The following is a 24,354-nucleotide window of genomic DNA, read 5'->3' as shown; positions in this document are numbered from 1 at the left end:
ATTCAATGATTTTTAAGATACGGACTTTGAGGGGACTCATTTTATTATAATGTTTTTCGTTCATCAAGAGTTCCCATATGTGCTTGCGATGTATTTCCGAAAGTCTAGGGCCTGCCTTCTACATATGCTTTTAAGGCCAGGTATACGCCATTGCTCCAACCAAAGCCGTCCTGTACTGGATATTCCCCTCCACCAGCTTCCAATGCCATGTCCTCAACATTGTACTTTTCTACAAATTTACCTGTGTTTTTATATATTTTTTCGTTCAAGGCCACCCATCTTTCTGCAATGGTTCTGGCCAAATCTTCGTGACCGTAGTTTTGAAGTCCTACAACGGTCATCCATTGTAAGGGGGCCCAACCATTAGGCGCATCCCATTGTTCACCGGTATGGTACAGCGTGGTGACCACACCCCCGGGTTTTAAAAAGTGTTTTTCAATATAGGAAGCTATGGCATCTGCCTGTTCTTGATTGGCCATTTTAAAAAATAAGGGATATGTCATGGCTAGGGATTTAAGGGGAGTCCTCTGTTGTGCTACCCAATTGTAATCTTCAAAAACCCCATCATTGGCATTCCATGCATATTTGTCCAAAAACTCCTTTCGGGCTCTCATGCTTGTCTTCAACAGGGCCACATAGGTAACATCTTCGGCATAGCATTGGGTCAGGAGGTCTTCCATGCCATATACCAGTGCATTTAGGTCCACGGGAATAATATCGGTAGTTTCAATGGTCTCTATGGATTCTCCGTCGGCGAACCAACGGGAGGTATAATCCCAACCGGATTCCGCACCGGATCGAAGGTCGCGGTACATTTTTTCACCACCGCCCATTTTTTGGACTTGGGTATAGTCCTCCCAATAGGATTCTTGACGTGGGGTATTTCCTTTATCAAAATAGCGATTCATGATACCAACGGGAGTAGCTACGCAATGTCTAATAGGTTTTTCCTTAGCGTGTTTTCCATCCATCCAAAACTCATACTCCTTTTTTATTGCCTCCCGATATTTGGTATAAATACGTTTTCCCTTATGTTCTGCCAATAGCTTTACCATTTGGGCAAAAAAAGGAGGCTGGGAACGGGTGATGTAATACGTACGGTTTCCGTTGGGGATGTGCCCCACAGTCTGTATCAAATGTGCAAAATTATCCAACATATTTTCAATACGTTCAAACTCGCCACTTTCCGCTAGGCCCAACATCGTAAAATAACTATCCCAATAGTACACTTCACGAAAACGGCCACCGGGAACAATATAAGGTTTGGGTAACGGAATCAATGTGCTCCCCTCCATATTCCTATCGGATTCTCTTTGTAATACTGGCCAAAGCGCTTCTACGTGTTCGACTGCGGAACGGTTGGGATCCGATTTAAAATCCGAGGAAATGGAGATGGGAATATCAAAGTTATCGAGGACAAAGGCTTTTAGATCAAAATCAGGATGGTTCTTTTCTATATCATATTTTTCCACAATAGTTTCATACGGATATTTTGCCGTACAGTCCACGAAAGTCTTGCCATCCTCAAAGATTCTATTTAACTGGACATCTACAAAAAGTTGGCCTAAAAGTTCATCAGGGGTTTTTAAGGTTTGGGTTACGGTAGAGTCTACTGCGCTGGTTATCGGGGCATCAACCTTTTTATCGGTTCTGCATGCCGCAAGCAAAACAAGTAGTACAAAGAAGTATTTTATAGATGGCATATAGTGTCTTTAGTATCTGAAAATAAGGCTTTTTATTTAAACCTTGTATAAGCAACCCTTTCCAAGTTTTTCGTCCTTGGAGTGAATCCATGTACTATGAAAAATTCGTATTTGCCTATTCCTTTCATTATTGGGGCGCAATGAAGGCGATTACCAGGATCAGTGCCTTCCTCATGACATGAAACTTTTTTGTACAGTAAGTCAATGCCGCAGGAGAAAACCTTATAGAAAAGGACACATAAATTTAGGCGCGATAAAATTGTATTATTGAAAGGCCGGTATTCCGGTGATATCCGAACCTGTAATTAAAAGATGGATGTCATGGGTGCCCTCATAGGTGATAACGCTTTCCAGGTTCATCATATGGCGCATAATGCTGTATTCCCCTGTAATGCCCATACCGCCTAAAACCTGCCTCGCTTCACGGGCAATGGTCAAGGCCATATCCACATTATTGCGTTTGGCCATAGAGATTTGTGCCGTCTTTGCTTTTCCTTCGTTTTTCAATTGTCCTAAACGAAAGGCCAATAATTGGGCCTTGGTAATCTCGGTAATCATTTCGGCCAGTTTTTTCTGTTGCAACTGGAATGATGCAATGGGTCTACCGAATTGTACACGTTCCTTGGCATAACGCAAGGCAGTATCGTAACAATCCATGGCTGCACCAATGGCTCCCCAGGCTATGCCATACCGGGCCGAGTCCAAGCAGCCCAATGGGGCGCCCAGTCCATTTTTGCCAGGTAACAAATTTTCCTTGGGAACCTTTACATTGTCAAAGATCAATTCTCCGGTAGCAGATGCCCTAAGTGACCATTTGTTGTGTGTCTCCGGGGTAGAGAAACCTTCCATATTGCGTTCCACAATTAATCCATGAATACGGCCCTCCTCATTTTTGGCCCATACGACCGCTAGGTCGGCAAAGGGAGAATTGGAAATCCAAAGCTTGGCCCCGTTTAAAAGGTAATGGTCGCCTTTATCCTTAAAATGGGTCGTCATTCCTCCTGGATTGGAGCCATGGTCGGGTTCGGTTAATCCAAAGCACCCCATCAATTCACCTGTGGACAATTTAGGTAGGTATTTTTTGCGCTGTTCTTCCGTACCATAGGAAAAGATAGGGTACATGACCAGGGATGACTGTACCGATGCCGTGGAACGTACCCCGCTATCTCCCCGTTCAATTTCCTGCATAATGAGCCCATAGCTGATTTGATCTAGCCCGGCCCCACCATATTCCTCGGGAATATAAGGTCCAAATGCCCCTATTTCGGACAGGCCATTAAGAATTTGTGTTGGAAATTCCGCTTTCTGGGCATATTCTTCTATGATTGGAGAGATGTCCCGTTTTACCCATTGGCGGGCCGCATCGCGTACCAGTTTGTGTTCCTCGGAAAGTAGATCGTCCAGGTTATAATAGTCGGGTGCTTCAAATAAATCTGGTCTCATATTGCCATTTTCGCCAAAGATAGATAAAGAAAATATAACAATACCAAAGACGAATGTTACATTTTTAAATAAAAATCTTTAGTCAATTCCCGATATTCCGAAGTATATATATGGCGATTTGTCTCAATGGTCAATCCATCTTCGGATACTCGGGTTTCCTGAAATGCAAATTCCAATAAGCTTCTTTTAATTTCTGAGGCTGGATTTCCCTTTACCCGTGTTATTCGTTTGGGATAAAGACCCAATGATTTGCCTATTTGAAGAAGGGATTGCTCCTCTTTAAACGGGACAATAATGGAAAGTATGCCCTTCTCTGCAAGTAATTCGGAAGCGCATCGCAAAAGTTCCTCATAGGGAAGGGAACTATTTTGTCGGGCGATATCCCTTGAACCATCGCCCGAGGAAACATTTTCAGAATAAAAAGGTGGATTGGAAATAATTAAATCATAGGTATCATCCACTTCCTTGTAGAATTCATCCAAGCCGGCATGATAACAGAAGAGACGGTCACCCCAAGGGGAAGCTTCAAAATTTTCGACACATTGTTCATAGGCCACGTCATCAATTTCGAGGGCATCTATGGTTTCGGCATTGCATCGTTGGGCCAGCATTAGGGCCAATAGCCCGGTTCCCGCCCCGATATCCAAAACTGTGGTAGGATTGTTGTCCACTGACGTCCATGCCCCGAGCAAAACTCCGTCGGTGCCCACTTTCATCGCACAACGGTCCTGCCAAATAGTAAATTGTTTGAATTGAAAAGGTTTGCTCATTCCACTCGTCCCGGCTCCCTGCTTTCAGAACCTTCCAATTCTAGGAGCGAATCACCCAAACGGGAGCGCATATCATTGGCCAATAGCTTTATTTTCTCTACCACTTCGGGATATTCATCCGCCACATTTACTGTTTCGCCGATATCGTTTTCCAAATCATATAATTCCAAGGTTTCCATGTCTACCATCCTATAGTCGCCCGGTAATCCATCCTTGCCCGGTTCCTGCCCGTCCATGGTACGATAGCGGTGTGGAAAATACAGTTTCCATTTTCCGTAGCGCACCCCGAACAATTCGTTGATCCGATAATAAAAGAAATAGGCTTCCTGTGGACTTTCTTGGGTTTTTCCGGTCAAAACCTTCCAAACACTTTTGCCATCCAGCGTATTTTCCGGAAGTTTGGCATCGGTAATTTCGGCTATGGTAGGCAATACATCGATTGCCATTACGGGAACATCCAGTTCCCTTCCTCCCTCCAGACCGTTGGGATATTTGATGATACAAGGTTCCCGCTGCCCGCCTTCCCAGGCAGTTCCCTTTCCTTCCCGCAAGGGATAGGCACTCCCGGCATGATTGCCATAGGATAACCATGGGCCGTTATCCGATGTAAAAATGACCATTGTATTTTCTTCGAGGCCATTCTTTTTCAAGGCATCCATAATCTGACCTACGGACCAATCGATTTCCATGATTACATCGCCATATAGCCCCCGATCCGATTTTCCCTTGAACTTATCCGAAACGAATAAGGGCACGTGGGGTTGGGGATGGGGCACGTAGAGGAAGAAGGGATTCTCTGCATTTCGGTTGATGAAATCAACACTGCGTTCAGTAATTTGGGTAGTGAGTTGGGATTGTTCGATCAAGGTATCTATTATAGTCTTGTTCTCAAATAGAGGGAGGTCCGGGAAATTATGAACGGTACCTTGCTGTGGATGGTAGGGCCACATATCGTTGGAGTAAGGAATGCCAAACCATTCATCAAATCCATGGCGTGTAGGCAAAAATTTTGGATGATGGCCCAAATGCCACTTTCCATAGATGGCGGTATTATAACCGATAGCCTTGAGCATTTCGGCCAAGGTGGTCTCCGATGCATTAATGCCATGATTGTTGGCAGGCCCTAAAGCACCATGTATCCCGATTCGGTTAGGATAGCAGCCCGTAAGAATGCCGGCCCGGGAGGCGGAACAAACGGCCTGTGCCGAATAATAACTCGTTAACCGTACCCCATCGGCGGCCATTTGATCTAGATTGGGGGTAGCAATATCCTTGGCCCCGAATACGCCAACATCCTGATACCCTTGGTCATCGGTAAAAATGAGTACAATATTCGGAGGCGTTTCAGCTTTCTTGGGTTCTGCCTGCCGCTCACCACAGGAGAGCAGTGCGAATACGATAAGGAAAAAAGGAATTCTTAACACGATGGTAAATTGGATTGGTAAATCGATCTAAATATACCACAAAAATAAACCCGGATCTTGAATCTTATCAAAGGGTTTGGGAATTTACCCTCTAATTTAAATAAAGGTCTACCAAACCCTCGGGTGTAGATACGAATAATGTCTTGTTTTTCCGATCTACCTTGGTCAGGATTTCATCGGTTAAGGGAACCAGAAGTTCCTTGCCATTTTTTTCCACTTCAAATAGGGCCTGGGAGGTGGTGTCATTTACCCCGGTCACTATGCCGATATCGCCATGTACGCTATCCTGCATGGTAAAACCAATAACCTCGTGGTAATAAAACTTGTTGCCTTCCAATTTGGGAAGCATAGTTAAGGGAAGATACAGTTCGGCTCCCAGAATTCTGTCGGCGGCATCTTCATCCTTTACGTCCTCAAAATCGATACGCAACAAGGCCGATTTATGCAGACGACACTTATCAATAAAAAATGGAACCAAAGTGCCCCGTATCGAGACAAATATTGATTCCATGTTTTCGTAAATTTCGGGTTCGTCGGTATCCAGTTTTACCAGTACCTCGCCCTTATAGCTATATTTTGAAACAACCTTACCGAGGTAGAAACAATCTTCCTTACGCATCGGTCTGGCGCTTTTTATTCCTCTTCGGCAGATGCTGCTGAGGCATCTTCCGAATCGGCTGCTACCGCTTCTTCGGCCGGGGCTTCTTCAGCTTTGGGAGCCTCCTCGGGTGCTGCAGGTGCTTCTTCTACTGCTGCTTCGGCAACCTCTTCAGCGGCAGCGACTTCCTCAACCGTTTCTTCCGTACTTTCTGCAACCGCTTCCTCGGTAGCCTCCTCTTCAGGAGCTTCTGCCTCGGCGGCTGCCGCAGCCCGTTTTTCGTTTATTTCTTTTTCGGCCTTAAGTGCTTCGGCCTTTGCTTTTTCCTTCTCTTTATCCAGCCCGCTTATTTTTGAAGAGATAGCCTTCTCCTTTTCCTCTACCCACGCGGTGAATTTTTCCTCTACCTGTTCTTCGGTCAGGGCTCCCTTTCGTACGCCGCCCCACAAATGATGCTTCAAGAGGGCACCCTTATAAGAAAGAATGGCCCTAGCAGTGTCCGTAGGTTGTGCCCCGTTCTGCAACCACTTTACGGAGTTGTCCACGTTCAATTCTATGGTAGCGGGATTGGTATTGGGATTGTAGGTTCCCAATTTTTCCAGGAACTTGCCATCTCGTTTGGCACGGCTATCGGCCGCTACTACCCAATAGAATGGTTTCCCTTTTTTTCCGTGTCTCTGTAATCTAATCTTTACTGGCATATCACATTAATTTTGTAGGGTGCCCGACCCTCGTTATTAATTCTTTTTCCTTTTTAAGGGCTGCAAATATAGGATATTTCTATGAACCGTCAATAAAAAGTGTTTAAATATTTGGAGGTTGATAACTCCTAAAAACTCCCTTTTTCCAAACAGGTGGTTTTCACTAATTTTAGCATTACTTTTTCAAAGAACGAAATACCCTATATGTTCCTGATATTCGACACCGAGACTACCGGATTACCCAAACGATGGGATGCACCGATTACCGATACCGACAATTGGCCACGATGTATCCAGATTGCTTGGCAACTGCACGACGCTATGGGAAACTTGGTGGATCATCAAGATTACTTGGTTCGGCCGGATGGGTTTAACATTCCCTATGATGCGGAAAAGGTGCATGGTATTTCCACGGAATTGGCCGCACAGCAGGGTGCCGGTCTGGAGGAAGTCCTGGAGGAGTTCAATGCTGCGCTGGCCAAGGCCAAATTCATTGTGGGCCAAAACGTAGGCTTTGATGTGAATATCATGGGGGCCGAGTTTCATAGGTCAGGGATTGAAAATCCATTGCAACAACTTCCGGTTTTGGATACGTGTACGGAATATACCGCGGAACTCTGCAAAATTCCCGGAGGTAGGGGCGGAAAGTTTAAACTGCCTACGCTTACCGAGCTACATGAATACCTTTTCAATGAACCTTTCGCTGAAGCACACAATGCTACGGCAGATGTGGAGGCCACTACCCGTTGCTTTTTGGAGCTGGTGCGTAAAAAGCATTACACTCGGGAACAGTTGGATGTGCAGCCGGATTACTTCAAAAACTTCTCCGAGGCCAACCCTCAGGAAATTCAATTGATAGGGTTAAGGCACATCAACCTTAAAGAGGCTTCCAAAAAAATAGCGGATGCGCTTTGGGAAAAGGACACGGGAGGGGTTTCCCAAGAGGAAATCAAGGCGAACCTAAAGACTTTGGAGGATGCCGAATTTGCGCATCTGCATAACCATTCGCAGTTTTCGGTCCTACAGTCTACCATTAATATCAAGGACTTGGTAAAGTCTGCGGCCGATAATCAAATGCCCGCCGTGGCCATTACGGATCATGCCAATATGATGGGGGCCTTTCATTTTGTCAAGGAAGTGAAGGCGCACAACGCCGGTGTGGAACAAAAGAACGCTGAGGCTATTGAACGGGGAGAATCGCCCAAGGCAAAAAAAATTAAACCGATCATTGGCTGCGAGTTTTTTGTTTGTGAGGACCATACCAATAAAAGTGTAAAGGACTATGGATATCAAATTGTGCTCCTGGCCAAAAATAAAAATGGTTACCACAATCTGGCCAAAATGTCTTCCATCGCATACACCGATGGATTTTATTACGTTCCTCGAATCGATAAAAAAGTCATTCAAGACTATAAGGAGGATATCATTGTGCTCACAGGGAATCTGTATGGGGAAGTTCCCGGAAAGGTTTTGAACGTTGGGGAAAATCAGGCTGAGGAAGCCTTGCTGTGGTGGAAACAGGAGTTTGGAAACGATCTCTATATCGAAATGATGCGTCACGGGCAGGAAGATGAGGATCGAGTGAATCAGGTTTTATTGGAATTCTCCAAAAAGCATGAGGTAAAACCGGTAGCGACCAACAATACGTACTACTGCTCAAAAAAAGATGCCGATGCCCATGATATTCTGCTATGTGTAAAGGATGGCGAAAAACAGGCTACACCGATCGGACGGGGTCGTGGCTATCGGTACGGACTTCCAAATCAGGAGTATTATTTCAAGTCCCAGGAGGAGATGAAGGAATTGTTCCAGGACGTTCCCGAGGCCATTTTAAATGTCCGGGAAATCGTGGACAAAATAGAACCCTTTGACTTGGCCCGGGACGTGCTGCTCCCCAAATTTGATATCCCGGATGAATTTAAGGTGGCCGAGGATACAACCGATGGGGGTAAACGGGGAGAGAATTCCTATTTACGCCACATTACCTATGAAGGTGCGAAAAAACGGTATAAGGAGATTACACCCGAGATAGAGGAACGTATCGATTTTGAGTTGAAGACCATTGAAAATTCCGGTTATCCCGGGTATTTCTTGATTGTTGAGGATTTCATTCGCGAAGCCAGGAATATGAATGTTTCCGTAGGCCCCGGTCGGGGCTCGGCTGCCGGTTCCGTAGTGGCTTACTGCCTGAAGATTACAAATATAGATCCCCTTGAATACGATCTGCTTTTTGAGCGGTTCCTAAATCCAGATCGGGTATCCATGCCCGATATTGATATTGATTTTGATGATGAGGGCCGCGGCCGTGTAATGGAGTATGTCATCAATAAATATGGGGCTAACCAAGTAGCACAGATCATTACTTATGGTACCATGGCTGCGAAGTCCTCCATTAGGGATACCGCACGTGTTCTGGATCTACCCCTAAACGACGCGGATCGAATTGCCAAATTGATTCCTACCATGTCCAAATTGGGAAAGATATTCGGGGTGCCAGAAGCGGACTTGCGAAAGAAGTTTCGATCTGATGATTTAGAGAAAGTCAACCATTTGCTCAATATTTCCGAGGGGGACGACTTGGAGGCACAGACCGTAAATATGGCCCGGGTTTTGGAAGGGTCACTTCGAAATACCGGAATCCATGCCTGTGGAGTGATTATAACCCCCGATGATATCACCAATTTTGTTCCTGTGGCCACGGCCAAGGATTCAGATTTGTACGTAACCCAGTTTGATAACTCCGTCGTAGAGAGTGCCGGTCTACTAAAAATGGATTTCCTGGGGTTGAAGACCTTGACCTTGATTAAGGATACCGTAAAGATCGTAAAGGCCAAACACGGGATTGAACTGGTACCCGATGAATTTCCGTTGGATGATGAAAAGACCTATGAGCTTTTCCAGAGGGGGGATACCGTTGGGATATTCCAGTATGAATCCCCTGGGATGCAGAAGCATATGAAGGATTTGAAACCCACGGTCTTTGATGACCTCATTGCCATGAATGCATTGTATCGTCCAGGACCTATGGAGTACATCCCCAGTTTTATCGCCCGTAAACAGGGTAGGGAAGAAATCAGCTATGACCTTCCGGATATGGAAGAGTATCTTAAGGAAACCTATGGCATTACGGTATACCAGGAACAGGTGATGTTGCTTTCCCAAAAGCTGGCAAGTTTCTCCAAGGGTGAAGCCGATGTGCTTCGAAAGGCCATGGGGAAAAAAATATTTTCCCTGCTACAAAAACTAAAGCCCCAATTCTTGGACGGAGGGGAGAAGAATGGGCATCCAAGGGAAACATTGGAAAAGATCTGGAAGGATTGGGAGGCCTTTGCATCTTATGCGTTCAATAAAAGCCACTCTACTTGTTATGCCTATATCGCCTATCAAACGGCATACCTCAAGGCGCATTACCCAGCGGAATATATGGCGGCCGTGTTGAGCAATAACATGAACGACATAAAACAGGTCACCTTCTTTATGGAAGAATGCAAACGAATGGGATTGGATGTTCTGGGGCCGGATGTAAACGAGTCGTACTATAAGTTTGCGGTAAACAAGGATGGCGCCGTACGATTTGGAATGGGGGCCATTAAAGGGGTAGGACGTTCTGCCGTTGAAACCATTGTGGCCCATAGAAAGAAGGACGGGAATTATAAGTCGGTCTTCGATTTGGCCAAACGTATCGATTTGCGTGCGGCCAATAAAAAAGCTTTTGAAAATTTGGCAGTAGCCGGAGGCTTTGATTCTTTCGGAACCACGCACCGTGCGCAATACTTTCATGATGAAGGGGATGGCGTTACCTTCTTGGAAAAGGTAATCCGATCCGCTGCAAAATATCAAGAGAACAAGAATTCCAGTCAAATGGATATGTTTGGGGGAATTACCGAAGCCCAGATTCCCGAACCCGAGGTGCCTCCTTGCGAGGAATGGGGTACCATGGAGAAACTGAGGCGGGAAAAGGAAGTAGTCGGAATCTACATTTCCGGCCATCCTTTGGACGATTTTAAAACGGAGATAAGTGCCTTTTGCAATGCCAACGTTTCCAGTGCCAACAATTTGGAAGATCACGTGAATCGTGAACTCTCTTTTGCGGGGGTGATTACCGATGTACAACACCGGACTTCCAAGAATGGAAAAGGATGGGCCTTGTTTACCATGGAAGATTACACGGATTCCTTCGAATTCCGAATTTTTGGGGAAGAGTACCTAAAATTCCGCCATTTTTTGATGATCAATTCCTTTGTTCATGTCAAGGTATTTGTCCGTGAGGGTTGGGTCAATCGGGAGACCGGTAAAAAGGGCGACCCAAGATTGCAGTACAACGGTTTTATGTTGTTGCAGGAAGTTATGGAGAACTACGCCAAAAAATTGACCATCAAACTTAACATAGAGGAATTACAGGAGAAGAGGATTAGGGACTTAAAGAGTGCATTGGTTTCGTATAAAGGCAATCATCCCTTACATTTTACAATATATGAAATGGAAGATGAGATAAAGGTAAACTTCTCGAGCAGAAAACAGAAGATACAGATTACAAGCGAATTGCTGTCCGTTTTGGAGGAACAGGAAGTACACTATAAATTGAATTGAGGGGTTCGTTCGGGTGAAGGGTTGACGTCCTCTGGAAACGGTACTTTTTTGCAAATGACGTCCCAAATCATAGGAGCAATAGTTTTCTTAACGGCTTGGTGGTAGGGCAAACACGCATAAATTACCTTGATACCACAATAACCAAAATGAATGTGACGTTGGTAAGGAAGACGAAGAATTATTGACTAAATTTGCGAATATAAAATTTAAACAAAATGGCATTAGAAATAACAGATGCTACTTTTGACGAAGTAGTCTTAAAAAGTAATAAACCGGTAGTAGTGGATTTTTGGGCAGCTTGGTGCGGACCCTGTAGAATGGTAGGTCCCATTATTGATGAAGTTAGTACGGAATATGAAGGCAAGGCTGTAGTTGGGAAGGTAGATGTGGATGCCAATCAGGAATTTGCCGCTAAGTACGGTGTACGTAACATCCCCACGGTTTTGGTATTCAAGGACGGGGAAATCGTCAACAGACAGGTTGGGGTCTCCCCGAAAAAAGTGTATACCGATGCCTTGGACGCGGTGCTATAAAAAGGAAAATTGAAAAGTTGTAAGAAAGGTTTGGCATAGGCCAAGCCTTTTTTATTTTATCTTAGTCAAATGGATCCCCAGTACGAGCTACATAAAATAGCGCTCTTCCAAAACTTGGAACTTCTGGCCAATCAGGTGGTGGAAGGCTTTATCAGCGGTATCCACAAAAGTCCCTTTCATGGGTTTTCTGCGGAGTTTGCCGAGCATAAGATTTACAATACGGGAGAAAGTACCAAGCATATAGATTGGAAACTATACGCCAAGACGGACAAGCTCTATACCAAACGATACGAGGAGGAAACCAATTTGAGATGCCATATGATCTTGGATAATTCGGCCTCCATGTACTATCCGGAAGTCGAGGAATTGGGCGTTACCAATTTGAACAAGATTGGTTTCGGGGTATTGGCCATCGCTGCTTTGATGAACATTCTTAAAAGGCAGCGTGATGCCGTGGGCCTAAGTATTTATTCGGATACCTATTCCTATTATTCACCTGAAAAGGGGAGCGAGCGCCATCATCAGATGCTCCTGGCGAAATTGGGTGAGATCAGTTTGGAAACCAAACCGGCCCAACAGACGGAGACCTATACCTATTTGCACCAGATAGCGGAAAAGATTAAGCGAAGGAGTCTGATTTTCTTGTTTACGGATATGTTCCAGACCGCTACCGACGACGATAAATTGTTCGATGCCTTACGACACTTAAAATACAACAAGCATGAGGTGGTTCTGTTCCATCTATTGGATGCGGAGACGGAATTACATTTCAATTTTGAGAACAGGCCCAAACGCTTCTTGGATGTAGAGACCGGGGAGCATATAGATTTGTATGCGGATACTATCAAAGAGGCCTATCATAAGGAGGTAGCCCAGTATTTTGATGAACTAAAACTGAAATGTGCCCAATACAAGATAAAGTATGTGCCCGTGGATATTAAGGAACAGTTTTCAAAAGTCTTTACTACGTTTATGATAGAGCGCCAGAAATTCTTGTAACGTTCAGGACACATTTTAAAGGATTTTATTTGTGCAATACAATAAGCAATGTATATTTGCACACGCTTTATAAAAGCGTTGAACAAGATTTGAATCCCGCTGTTGCGGGAGTCCCGAATACTCGGGGTAAAATCATTGGTCTGGTAGTTCAGTTGGTTAGAATACCTGCCTGTCACGCAGGGGGTCGCGGGTTCGAGTCCCGTCCAGACCGCCAATAAATAAGGGCCTCCGAGGAATCGGGGGCTTTTTATTTTTAAAAATCGCACACTTTTTGCAAACTTTTTGAACGAAGGGTTTATTTAACATTTTTTAACATAAATGAGGATAAAGTTAATGTCAAGACCAACTTTTTGATTAAAGTTTGTTGACAGGTTAATGGTTATATTTTAGACTCTTGTATACTTTCTACTAAATGAAGTGGTCCTAGCGGATAAAGGCTTTTTCATGTTGGATCTCCATTCTATGGCTCTACCGACATATCCTCAGTTTTATAAATGAACCTTTGGTGAATCTTCATGAATATTTCAACTGTTTTGTAAAAGGCTTACCTCATTCATAAGTAGCACTAAATCTTTCTTTTGCCACTCATCATTTTTTTGGATCTTAGATCGTAAGGATATTATCTTATTGATTCTAAGTAACGTATGTTTTTTGGAAAGGTACTTAGCATATGGTCTTCTGTAGGATGTCATAAATCTCTGAAATATGAAAAAAATTTCTTTTGATGTGGTTGATTTTGAGAATAAAATCGAAGAAATCGAACACACTTACACCAATAAGTTCAAGGCTTACGATGAAATTGTATGGCTATGTAAAAGTGAGTTGTCTGTATTAAGGGGGGAAGTGGTGACCAGGGGATTCTCTAGTCTAGATGAAGAAATCAATTTTTTCAAGGTAGTCAAACAGTCCCCACTAAGCAACCTTATTTACTACTCCGAGATATATTTTTTCGAAACCCGCTTTCCTCTAGGCGGAAAAGGAAAGCAAAAGAAATATATCCAAAAATGGATAAATAAAGTCAATCGTTTTTTCTTGATCAACAGAGAATTCAATCAATATTACAATCTAGAAAAGAATCATCTTGATCAGTATTTCTTTACACGAAAGCACATACATAAACAATCCCCTATGCGGTCCAAACCCTATTTCGAAGATCCGCTTTTTAACACTTCGCATGATACACTTTTAGGCCAGCTAAAAGCATCACACTTTCTAATAGATTATTTAACCAATAAGCAACAAAAATTAAATGATAATCCAATCAAAATCAATAATAATTTGAGATGGACATCTTCAAAAGTCTCTTTGACCGAATTAGTCTATGCCCTTTATCACAGCAATTCAATAAATAATGGCGCAGTAGATATCAAGCAGATTGCTAATGCCTTCCAGTCTGTCTTTAACTTTGATCTAGGGGATTATTATAGGACGTATTCGGAAATACGTGGTAGACAAAAAAGTAGAGTGAAATTTCTAGAAGAGCTATCCATTGCCATGATTAACCATATGGACAACCAAAATGCATAGAATGATACCAGACTAGAAACGGTTCAATGCCTTTTGCATTTTCCTGAATTTATTCCAATTCCTTTTGGGTAAAATATAGCATTTTGGCATAATCATCCAACCAATTGATTTCGTGCTCCCGTGAGAAATCTATATCCAACAAATAGGGCTTATCACCTTTAGTTCTAAAAGACTGAAGCAAAGCAATATACTTTCCAGAATCTGAAGGAGGAATCAAATAATCATTAAAACCAATGATTAAAAGCGTACTTGGATAATCATTCTCATCGGAAAGGTTTAATACTGGATCCATTTTTAGTAGGTCCTTATAACTTTGAAGCTCTTTTATCGTACCGAACTCAAATATGTTATCTGAATCGTCAAAATCTTCAAAATATTCTGTTCTAATTGGATTTAGAGAGGGCGCGACAGCGGTAAATACACCGTACAGATCTGGTCTTTCGTTTATGGCCATAGCTCCAGTAATTCCGCCAGCACTGTTTACATTCAAGCCTAGTTTATTTTTATTGACATAACCTTTTTCTATAAGATACTCACTACAGGCGATTAAATCTTTCCAAGAATTTTTTTTGGTAGTCTTCATTCCCGCATTGTGCCAGGATGGCCCCTTTTCACCCCCACCTCGAACATGAGCCGTGGCATATATATTTCCTTTGTTTACGAAATTTGCTATGGGAGAGTGGAACCATGGGGTTTCTGACATTCCGTAGGCTCCATATGCCGTAATTATGCCCATAGATTCAGCATTAAACCTGTGGTCTTTTCTTCTTACAATACTTAAGGGTATTTTGATTCCATCGTGGGATATTACTTCAACGACCTCGCTCATGATATTGCCAAATTCTGGATAATCTGGCCACATACCTAATTCCACAAATTCAAATTTTCCATTTTGGTCTAAATAATAATCCCTTGGGTTGGATGTCCATCCAGATAATTTCACCCACAAGTCATTTTCATAAGGCGAACGAAAGTCAAAAGATATATTTCCTGCTTCAAAAGGAAGTTTGATCTTTATTGGTTCTTTATTCTCGACATATTTATAGAGGGTTTCCGAAATACCGTTGGAGGAAATGGAATAAAAGATGTTATCCCTTAATACTATAAAATCATCTATTTGGTCAGATCCCTTTCCTTTTGCCAAAATCCGTGGATTGTTGAAATCCGGGGTTTGAAGGTTCATAGCACAAAGCTCAATATTATCCCCGTTTATTCTTTTATAGTAGTATATATGATTCCTTTCCATGCCGTAATCAAATAGAACTTTGTCATTTTCTGTGAATAACAATTTCCAGTCATAGTTTCCATTCAGGAATTTTTCTGAGGGTAAGTAATAGCAATCCCAATGATTTGATGCATTTCCTAGGTAAACAAATATGTAATTGCTTTTTTCGGAACTGAATTTTGGAACAGGATAATATTCATCATTTAATACAATTCCGTTAATTCCATTTTTAAGGATACTTATTGGAGCTTCGTCAATATTGTCCACGCAATACATTGCCGTAAAACTATTCCTATCATTTTTGTTTTCTCCGGTATTGGGATAGGCTATATAAATTATACATTTATTATCTGGAGACCATACTATTCCACCTGCCTTATTAGGCTTGGCATTTAAAATAGGAGTCCCTATTATTTCCTTTTTTTGACAATCAAGTAAAATAATTTCGTTAAAAAAGTTTTCCGGCTTGCCCATTGCAATGGCAACATAATTACCATCATAGGAGGCTTTAAAATATTCTATATCATAAGCACCATCACCATAACTTTTCGGATTGAATAGCTTCTCACCAGATGAGTTATTATTTAGCTTTTTAAACAGAGCTCTTACATTCCCTCCATCAAATGAAGATAAATAAAATGTTAGTCCGGACTCATTGTAAGCTACGCTGCTTGCTGAATTGGACTCTCTATTTTCAAGGTTCTCATAAAGTTCATATGTTTGACCAAATGCCTGACTTTCGTAGAAATAGGATTCCGCCAATGAATCCTGAGCATGGTACCAGTCCAGAGCTTCTTTAGTATTTATATTTTCTAGATTATCAAATTTATTAACATAGGAAATACCAAAATGATTCTCTTTCTTTTCAACATTCTTAATTTTTGGATAATCAATTCTTTCGTTGAAATCATGGCATCCTACGCAAATGAAAAAAAGGTATAAAGAACAATAATTAAAATTCTTATGCATTTAGGAAAATATTAAAAAGTCCCTAACCCTGAATTAGAGACTTTAAGAAAAAATTTCGGATTATTGAATGACTTCATCTTTTCTTTTTATCATTCAATTTTCTCTTGTCAATAGGTCCAAAATCACCCCCTCTAATCATTTGGGGGTTTTTAATTTTGTTTTTCTCAAATTTTTTAAGCTTTTCCATAATTACAGATTTAATATTATTAGTACGTTGTGAAAATTAGGCATTCTACTGATATACAATTCATTAATCTAACCGTAATTTATAAATTGCGTTGACTTACCCACTTTAAAAAGACCCCTGGTGTTACCCCGGTTTTGTCCTTTAGCGATCTGGCAAAAACATCTAGTGATTTAAACCCAAAATGTTCAGCAATTTGAATTATTGACTTATTCTTAATGAAATCAGGGTTTTCCTTGATAAAGTTGATGGAATAGGAAATTCTTAAATCTTTGATGTAATTTGAAAAGCTTTGTTCTTTGTAAACATTTATAACTTTTGATAAATATGCACTATTGGTTCCAAATTCCTTGGCAAGCGAGTTCATAGAAATGTCTGGATTTAAATACCCTTCTTTATGCTCCCATTCGTTAATCTTGTTCAATAGAATATTAATGACACTCTTATCAATATTGTTGATTTTCTTTTTTATGTTCTTGTAATCCGCTCTGAACGGTTCGATTTTGTTATGCATCAAATGTTTTAGCCTTCTTTGAATAGTTCTATAGCGATAATGCAGAATACCTCCTATAAGTAACAATAAAAAGGAAATGCAGTAAAACAAATTCAGATACCTTTCCTTTTTTGAAATTTGGGATTCAAAGAAATCGGTCTTAAGTTTTTGAATTGGCAAATCAAACTTCATCAAACTAATTTCTTCAACTTTTCGCTTCATAGATTCTAAAACACTATCATTATGCACAAGCCACCACAAATATTCAGTTTCCTTTTCTTTTTCTCCTCTTTCCATTGCATCTTTTAACAAAGTTTGATAAACGTCTTTTGAGTTATCCACAATAGCCGAATCTTTTGATACAATCTGATGAATCTCCTCAAAATAATTGATCCTGTTTTGAGGATTATTGAGTTTGTTTTCAATTTCTCCTAGATAGTAAAGTATGTCTGCCCTTTTGATTCCGTTATATAAATCAATGTAGTTCAAAAGGGTGTCTTTAGCCTTAAGATAATTACCTTTATAATAATTTGCCTGTGCCAATGCAATAATCATCTTACGGTAAACCAACGTATCATTTTGTAAAAGTGAAAGCTGCATTCCCTTTTTACCATAGGTTCTGGCAGAATCAAGTTCTCTTAATTCTAAATAGCCTAACGTCAGATTATCTACAGTTAAAAGTTTAATCCATTCGTAATCATCGATCCCTTCTGAATTCTTTTCCAAATAGTCAAGAGCTTCTCGGTGTAATAGAATACCTTCCCTCTCCTGACCATATTCACTCTTTAAAACTGCTATTCCATTCAAACAATCAACGACTTGACTATGATTTTTTGATAACAATGAAGAATAATAACCTTTTATGAAATTATCCATTGCCATTCCTGGTTTATCTATTTCGTACAGGATCAACCCTTTTAAGTAATATGCTCTAGCAGGAAAAATCGAGCCTTTTTGATTTCTGGTTATGTCCAATACCGAATCCAGGTAGTTCAATCCTGTTTCAGAGGATTCATACCAAATCCTATATGTTAGTGAATTGGCTAATTCTAAAGTATCCTTTTCCTGTTTTGCTTTGTCATAATGGACGTTTAAAATGTCATTCAAATAAGTATAGTCTTCCTTATCGTATACCTCATTTGCTAGTTTGGTCAATTCCTTAAAAGAGAGTTGTGATAAACGATACTTGGATAGTTTTTTTTGACTTTGTTGGCTATTTATGGCAATACAATTTAAGATTGCCAGAGGTAAAAAAATCCGCCAAAAAAGTGGCCTTAAAGCTGTCACTACTTATTTACTAATATTGTACTGGTTCAAAATTCTTTAAGTATATAGAGTACTTTTAAGCAATTGTTTTTACTACAAGATTTTTTTGGACTGTACTGGAGAGTTCTTGCTTAGATTCATTTTCCTTTCCACAAGAGTAAGTTATTTGTAGGTACAACTTCATTTTCCTGGCGTACAGATAGGTTTATCATCTTTCCTATTGTAGTGTCTTACAAAAATTCTCAAACAAGTACGGTCACAAAATATTTTGTCTTACCCTAAATGAATTGAGGAATATGTTCTAAACATAGTCCTAATTTAATTTGGCTAAAAGCACATAATATGAACTTATTTACTCTAAAATATTCATTAATATAATAAATAATCTATAAAATTGTGAAAATTATTAAATTTTGACCCAAGTTGGGAGCAACTGGTGAATACGTTGTAATTAAACTACAAACCTTTGCCATGAATTCGACATCTATTAAACAAGTGAATCTTAAATCCTAGCAATATGGCAGCCAACATTATTACGACCGAAGACTTGGAAGTTTTTAGAAAGGAACTTTTAAGGGAAATCAAGGAGCTTCTTATCAAACATGGTAAAGTCGGTATTGATCACTGGATAAAATCAGGAAAAGTCATGGATAAGTTGGAAATCAGTCCCGGTACGTTACAGAATTTTAGGGTAAATGGAACCATCCCTTTTTCAAGACTAGGTGGAATCCTTTTTTATGACGAGGAAAAAATTAATGAGATACTGGAAAATAATGAAATTGGTTTCAAAAGAAAGGCGGCATGATAATAGCAACCTATAATATTCAAAACTTGTTTCACAGACATATAGATTTAATCCATAAAAATCAAAATACTAAATCCAAACTTTGGAAAGAAGAATTTGAAGCTTTGATTCATAGTAAAAAGCGTTTGGAGCGAGATTACGACCGCATGCGTGAATTGGCCAATTTATTGGGTTTTCATAAGTCTCCACATGAACCTTACCTATATATGAAAAATATGGAGGGAAACCTCCATGTAAGATCGGCCTTCAAAACTTTAGATACAAGAGCCTCTCATTTGACGGATTGGAATGGCTGGACTAAAATAAAGACGGTTCCTGTGGTCGAAAAGGCTATTAGCAACAAGGCCAAAGTCATATTGGAAATCGGTCCTGACATTCTAATTTTACAGGAAGTCGAAAACAGGGAATCTCTCATTGAGTTCAATAAAATCTTTTTTAATGCAAGTCAGGATTCGAGGTATAATGAAATAATGCACCTTCAAGGTAATGATGCTATGGGTTTGGGAATGGGGGTTCTTTTAAAGAAAGGCTATCATATCAAATCCATTAAATCTTTTTCTAACGAAATGGACGAGCAAGAAAAGCGATTGTTCAATAATGATTTTCAGTGGTATGAAATAGGTGCCCCAAACAACACAACGCTTGACCTTTTGTGTTGTCAGCTTGCAAATGAAAATCACTCGAATTCCTTTCGTAAAAAACAGGCTGCCAAGGTAAGAACGGTTTATGAAGATATACTTTCAAATGGGCAGGAAGATATCATTATTGCTGGCACCTTCAACGTCCCTTCTTATTCCGATTCAATTTTACCTATCATGGAGATAGGTGTTACAGATGTGGTCAAGCACAGCAGTTTTGATGTTGAGGTGGATTCTGGTGAAGATGCCGGATACTTCAGAATGGGGGCCTATTGCAGGGGAGTTAACATTAAGCGAAAAGATTATTTATTGGTTTCTCCGGCTCTGTTCGAAAGGATTCAGAGATGTGGTATGAATCGGAAAGGAATATGGCCTTTGAGTAAACCTGTGTGGGAAACTTATGATTCGATAAAGAATGAGAAAGATTCTGCAAGTGATCATCCGTTACTTTGGGCAGACATCCTATTGGAGAATCCTATACGTTTGCTTAGAAGGAGTGCTTAGTTCAATTGCATAAGTGATCAAGAGCACCATAAATGAGTGGTTTTGGCCATTTATAGGTCAATAAACTTTCAATGTGTATTCGATTTCAAGAGCTTCGATATCTCCTTACACATCTGCAGAATAATAGCTCTTATAATTTTCACAATCTCGGACAATAGTTCTTTCATAGTCTCTTGTTTAAAGTGACATTAACAAAGCTAGTGCCAAGGCTCTTCTCTTTTCCTTGCGACTAAGATAATTTGATTCATTAGAGTTGGACAAGTACCCAAGTTCCACCAAAAAGGCAGGACAAGATTCAATGGTTTCCCGCAATATCTGGAAATTGGCCTGTTTTACTTCTCTAGTCTTAAATCCGAGTTTTTGATTGAGTTCAGTTAAGATTGAATTTGCAAATAGCAAGGATAGTTTGTTAGCACTATAAACGTAAATCTCTATTCCGTTGATATTGGGATTTGCTATATGGTTACAATGCAACGAAACAAAAATATCCGGCTTCAGATGCTTGGCAAGCTTCACCCTATCATTAAGTGATATTAGGGTATCCGTACTTCTTGTCAAATAGATGTCATATTTGGACTCCAGCAGGCTTTTGTTCCAAGCAATCATCTTTCCTGCAATATCAAGAACAACATCCTTTTCGTAGAGGCCATCTTTGGATACCGTGCCGGAGTCGATTCCCCCATGCCCAGGGTCAATTAGAATAACCTTCCGTTCTGCCTTTAAAATTTGTTGGGCACTTATTTCAAGGTTGCCTATCAGCAATAGCAATAGAATTAGCCTAATTATAGTACTCATATTTCAAACGATTTGAACTTTTTCACTAAGCAATATTTAACAAAGCTTTCGAAACGATGTATTTCCATCAATAATTAACGCCGTTCCTAGTTAATTTTTGAGAATCCTTCTGCAAAAACCCTAATGCGGTTCTACATTTCATAACAAGTCTTCGCAGACGACAATTTGTTTAATCAGGTATCAATAGGTGATATCGCAAATGACATTTTTATGAGAAAAGCTAAAAGTCTTACGTTGGCAATGCTCTTCACGGGCTTAGCTAGTTATGCACAGATCGGCGGAATCGAAGATTCGGTCAACGAGGTATCGGATACTATCCGTACCATTTTTCCTATCATCCTTGGGGTCATCTTTTTAATAGGCTTCCTTTTTAATGCAGGACACTTTTTCGGTGAGAATGCCGATTTGAAAAAAGGGATTACTCGCGTACTGGTATTTGTGCTTATCGCAGGTGCAGTGGTCGGCATCTTCACCTATCTCATTTCAATAGTTGTGTAATGAGAAGCTACGAGGTATACCGGAACATCCGAAAAGGAGCTTTGATTTGGGGTTTGCCCTTATCGTTCTTTGCCCTTTTGATGGTGTCGGTCGTGGCTTCGCTATTGGTCATCATCTTTTCCTTTAGCCTAATAGTGGTCGTTTTACTTTTCCTTTGGAACGGCTGCCTGTTCATTGGCCTGAACAAAATGAACGGTAAAACCCATCTTCTAAATTTTATAAGGGTATTCCCAAAAAGCATTAGCAACAAAAAAGACAATATTCTTAACCATGTCGAAGATCAATATCTCCAAGTTTAGCCCCATAGCGGATATCAAGGACCATTTGATATTTTCAAACAATGGCAACGTGGTCGTCTGTTATTGTGTGCAACTTCCTGAAATCTATTCCCTTTCGGAAAAGGACTTTGAGGATATACACAGTAACTGGTTCCAGGCGTTGAAGTCATTGCCGGTAGGAACGGTGGTCCACAAACAGGATATCTATTTCAAAAAGGAATACAACCCACAAAACTTGCCCAATAACACCTTCCTATCTAAGGCAACCCATAACTATTTCAAGGGAAGAGAGCATATGGAGCATCACTGTTATCTGTTCTTTACGCTGACCAAGAACAAACAACTTAACAACGCAAAGTATGTAAACCCTTTTCGAAAAGTAGATGCTAAGATACCCATAGTACTGCAAGATAACCTGCAACGCTTCAAGACTTTGGTCAATGATTCGGTTTCCTTGATCAATAACGGACGAAAAATATCCCTGATCCCTCTGAAAATCCAAGAAATGCTAGAAATCTGCAATGCCTATTTCAACGGTTTCAATGAGGGCTTTGATACCTCCATTGAACTTGGTATAAAGGCTATCCAGATCGGGGAACACCATTATGATGTGTTGGCCGTAAACAGTGAAAGCTGCTTTGGGGAGAAAGTGCAGACAAGCAAAATAAACGAACGTCTCACCTCCGATGATTTCAGTTTCCATCAGGGATTTATCGATGGACTAGGACTTTCCCTGGACGAGAATCATATGGTTAACCAGATAATCTATTTAGACGACAAACAAAAATGGCGAAAGCTCTTGGACAAGAAAATAGAGGAGCTGAACAAAAGTTCCAACTTTGGTTCGCAGAACAAAGTCATCCTAAAAAAGATACAACATATCCAAGACCAAATCAATGATGATGATAGTTCGAGAATTATACGAGGTCATCTAAATGTCATTTATTGGGAAAAGAACGGGAAAAATCTGGAAAAGATAGCTTCTCAGATAAAAACGGAATTCAAGGAATTGGATATTGTTCCTTACTCTCCCGGCAGTGAGGAACGCAAAAACTATTTTTTGAACAGCTTTTGCTGCTTTACTTCCAACTTTTCCAATGAAGATCTATACGTTACTGATCTTAAACATGCCCTTTGTCTCTTCATTAATAATACCAATTACCGTTCCGACAAAACAGGGATAATCTTTAACGAACGGGAATACAACATTCCTGTTTTAAAGGATGTTTGGGACGAGAAGAAGAAACGCATCAAGGCAAGGAACTTTGCCATTTTCGCGCCAACGGGAGAAGGTAAATCCTTTCTGGCCAACAATATCCTACGCCAGTATTTCGAAATGGGTGTCCGTTTAGTTATCATCGACTTAGGTGGCTCTTATACCAAGTTCGCACAATTGTACCCAGAACAATATGCTATACTGCGCTATGAGAGCGGAAAGAATTTGGGAATTAACCCCTTTTATATTTCCGATATTAATGATGTCGGTCCTGAACGTTTGGAAGATCTTTCCATTTTCCTTTTTGAACTTTTGGCTTCGGATTTGAAAGTGACCAAGGCACAATCGGTATCATTGAAGAAAATCCTTCAACATTATTATAAAACAGTTACGGAAGACCATTCCCTAGAAAGTTTTTATCAATTTGTCAGAAAGGGTAGGGGCAACCTTTTAAATAGGCTGGGCATTGATGCCCCATATTTCAACATTACCAACTTCCTGCATATTTTATCGGAATATGTCGAGGGCGGACTTTACAGTTTCCTCTTCGAGATGAGCGAGGACCAATCCTATAAAATAGAGGATAAAAGGCTCATTGTATTTGAACTGGATGAGGTCAAGGACAATAAGGAAATATTATCTGTGATGTTGAAGCTCATCAAAACTGCCGTTCAGCGTACCATATGGAGAAACAAAGAAGAAAAAGGAATCATCCTATTCGATGAGTTCGCCAAGCAGTTGAAATTCCCCAACGTTTTGGAGAGTGTGGAATTCTACTATCAGGCTATACGGAAACAGGAAGGAGCTATCGGCGTCATTCTGCAATCCATTAATCAATTACCGGACAATTCCATCTCGGCCAGTATTCTTGAAAACACCCAGGTCATCTATAGTCTGAATAATGAAAAGGGTTATGATGAATTGGTAAAGCGGCTTAACCTCTCCAGTCACGACCTTAACCAACTTAAATCCATAAAGAACGACTTGACGGGAGAACGAAAGTATACAGAGATGTTCATCAAGATTGGTAAAGAGAGTAACATTTTCCGTTTGGAAGTCCCACCCGAGGTTTTTGCCGCTTACCTAACCGATGGCTCCGACAATGAGGCGATAATGGCACTTTACAATAAAAGTAGAAATATGGAAAAGGCCATAAGGCAATTTTTAACTCCCAAGGCTGCATAGTACAAAGAAT

18 protein-coding genes and 1 tRNA gene are annotated in these 24,354 nt (G+C 40.7%); 10 read left to right on the top strand and 9 right to left on the bottom strand.

Annotation, left to right across the window (positions count from 1 at the left end; translation table 11 throughout):
• Positions 1 to 104: 104 nt before the first annotated feature.
• From treF to ACO06Y_RS02270, 6 genes are all read right to left on the bottom strand, one after another.
• Positions 105 to 1,703, bottom strand: a complete 1,599-nt coding sequence (gene treF / locus ACO06Y_RS02295; RefSeq protein ID WP_422082207.1) for an alpha,alpha-trehalase TreF — start codon at positions 1,701 to 1,703, stop codon at positions 105 to 107.
• A 264-nt stretch (positions 1,704 to 1,967) separates the two neighbouring features.
• Entirely contained in the window at positions 1,968 to 3,146 is a 1,179-nt protein-coding gene (locus ACO06Y_RS02290; RefSeq protein WP_422082206.1) for an acyl-CoA dehydrogenase family protein, read from the bottom strand.
• A gap of 56 nt (positions 3,147 to 3,202) precedes the next feature.
• Complete coding sequence (locus ACO06Y_RS02285) at positions 3,203 to 3,916, bottom strand: tRNA1(Val) (adenine(37)-N6)-methyltransferase (protein WP_422082205.1); 714 nt, start codon at positions 3,914 to 3,916, stop codon at positions 3,203 to 3,205.
• Complete coding sequence (locus tag ACO06Y_RS02280; RefSeq protein ID WP_422082204.1) at positions 3,913 to 5,340, bottom strand: sulfatase; 1,428 nt, start codon at positions 5,338 to 5,340, stop codon at positions 3,913 to 3,915. Before ACO06Y_RS02280 ends, ACO06Y_RS02285 begins: the two co-directional genes overlap by 4 nt.
• Before the next feature lie 91 nt (positions 5,341 to 5,431).
• The gene (rimM, locus tag ACO06Y_RS02275; RefSeq protein ID WP_422082203.1) at positions 5,432 to 5,959 is read right to left on the bottom strand and encodes a ribosome maturation factor RimM; all 528 of its coding nucleotides are present in this window, start codon (positions 5,957 to 5,959) and stop codon (positions 5,432 to 5,434) included.
• A gap of 14 nt (positions 5,960 to 5,973) precedes the next feature.
• Positions 5,974 to 6,639 carry a 30S ribosomal protein S16 gene (locus tag ACO06Y_RS02270; RefSeq protein ID WP_422082202.1) on the bottom strand — a complete coding sequence of 222 codons (666 nt, stop codon included), beginning with the start codon at positions 6,637 to 6,639 and terminating at the stop codon, positions 5,974 to 5,976.
• A 204-nt stretch (positions 6,640 to 6,843) separates the two neighbouring features.
• On the opposite strand from ACO06Y_RS02270, the gene dnaE reads away from it, so the two are divergent.
• The 5 genes from dnaE (at position 6,844) to ACO06Y_RS02245 (ending at position 14,288) form a co-directional block, all read left to right on the top strand.
• Positions 6,844 to 11,229, top strand: coding sequence for a DNA polymerase III subunit alpha (gene dnaE, locus ACO06Y_RS02265; RefSeq protein WP_422082201.1), 4,386 nt, complete (start codon positions 6,844 to 6,846; stop codon positions 11,227 to 11,229).
• A gap of 215 nt (positions 11,230 to 11,444) precedes the next feature.
• Complete coding sequence (gene trxA, locus ACO06Y_RS02260; protein ID WP_120709482.1) at positions 11,445 to 11,762, top strand: thioredoxin; 318 nt, start codon at positions 11,445 to 11,447, stop codon at positions 11,760 to 11,762.
• A 69-nt stretch (positions 11,763 to 11,831) separates the two neighbouring features.
• Positions 11,832 to 12,761, top strand: coding sequence for a DUF58 domain-containing protein (locus ACO06Y_RS02255; RefSeq protein WP_422082200.1), 930 nt, complete (start codon positions 11,832 to 11,834; stop codon positions 12,759 to 12,761).
• Between the two features lie 137 nt (positions 12,762 to 12,898).
• A tRNA-Asp gene (locus ACO06Y_RS02250) sits at positions 12,899 to 12,975 on the top strand.
• Between the two features lie 491 nt (positions 12,976 to 13,466).
• On the top strand, positions 13,467 to 14,288 hold the full coding sequence (locus ACO06Y_RS02245) for an RteC domain-containing protein (RefSeq protein WP_422082199.1): 822 nt from the start codon (positions 13,467 to 13,469) through the stop codon (positions 14,286 to 14,288).
• A gap of 49 nt (positions 14,289 to 14,337) precedes the next feature.
• On the opposite strand, the gene ACO06Y_RS02240 is transcribed toward ACO06Y_RS02245, so the two are convergent.
• The gene (locus ACO06Y_RS02240) at positions 14,338 to 16,482 is read right to left on the bottom strand and encodes a prolyl oligopeptidase family serine peptidase (protein WP_422082198.1); all 2,145 of its coding nucleotides are present in this window, start codon (positions 16,480 to 16,482) and stop codon (positions 14,338 to 14,340) included.
• Between the two features lie 266 nt (positions 16,483 to 16,748).
• Positions 16,749 to 18,446: a helix-turn-helix domain-containing protein gene (locus ACO06Y_RS02235; RefSeq protein WP_422082197.1), complete on the bottom strand. Its 1,698-nt coding sequence runs from the start codon at positions 18,444 to 18,446 to the stop codon at positions 16,749 to 16,751.
• Between the two features lie 496 nt (positions 18,447 to 18,942).
• Between ACO06Y_RS02235 and ACO06Y_RS02230 the strand changes: the two genes are divergently transcribed.
• Positions 18,943 to 19,230, top strand: a complete 288-nt coding sequence (locus ACO06Y_RS02230; protein ID WP_299529759.1) for a DNA-binding protein — start codon at positions 18,943 to 18,945, stop codon at positions 19,228 to 19,230.
• A complete protein-coding gene (locus ACO06Y_RS02225; RefSeq protein ID WP_422082196.1) occupies positions 19,227 to 20,372 on the top strand; it encodes a hypothetical protein in 1,146 nt (381 codons plus the stop codon). The genes ACO06Y_RS02230 and ACO06Y_RS02225 overlap by 4 nt, the downstream gene beginning before the upstream one ends.
• 177 nt (positions 20,373 to 20,549) lie before the next feature.
• Here the strand turns inward: ACO06Y_RS02225 and ACO06Y_RS02220 are convergent, their stop codons facing one another.
• Positions 20,550 to 21,167, bottom strand: a complete 618-nt coding sequence (locus tag ACO06Y_RS02220; protein ID WP_422082195.1) for an N-acetylmuramoyl-L-alanine amidase family protein — start codon at positions 21,165 to 21,167, stop codon at positions 20,550 to 20,552.
• A 210-nt stretch (positions 21,168 to 21,377) separates the two neighbouring features.
• On the opposite strand from ACO06Y_RS02220, the gene ACO06Y_RS02215 reads away from it, so the two are divergent.
• The 3 genes from ACO06Y_RS02215 to ACO06Y_RS02205 are packed head-to-tail and all read left to right on the top strand — an operon-like array spanning position 21,378 to position 24,344.
• Positions 21,378 to 21,665 (top strand): hypothetical protein, encoded by a 288-nt coding sequence (locus ACO06Y_RS02215; protein WP_422082194.1) that lies wholly within the window; start codon positions 21,378 to 21,380, stop codon positions 21,663 to 21,665.
• Entirely contained in the window at positions 21,665 to 21,964 is a 300-nt protein-coding gene (locus ACO06Y_RS02210; protein ID WP_422082193.1) for a hypothetical protein, read from the top strand. The genes ACO06Y_RS02215 and ACO06Y_RS02210 overlap by 1 nt, the downstream gene beginning before the upstream one ends.
• On the top strand, positions 21,936 to 24,344 hold the full coding sequence (locus ACO06Y_RS02205) for a TraG family conjugative transposon ATPase (RefSeq protein ID WP_422082192.1): 2,409 nt from the start codon (positions 21,936 to 21,938) through the stop codon (positions 24,342 to 24,344). The genes ACO06Y_RS02210 and ACO06Y_RS02205 overlap by 29 nt, the downstream gene beginning before the upstream one ends.
• Positions 24,345 to 24,354 lie beyond the last annotated feature (10 nt).

This window comes from Ulvibacterium sp., assembly GCF_965228935.1.
In the GTDB taxonomy this organism is placed as follows: Bacteria; Bacteroidota; Bacteroidia; order Flavobacteriales; family Flavobacteriaceae; genus Ulvibacterium.
The sequence above is the reverse complement of the archived record's forward strand: the minus strand, read 5'-3'. Positions and strand labels throughout refer to the sequence as shown.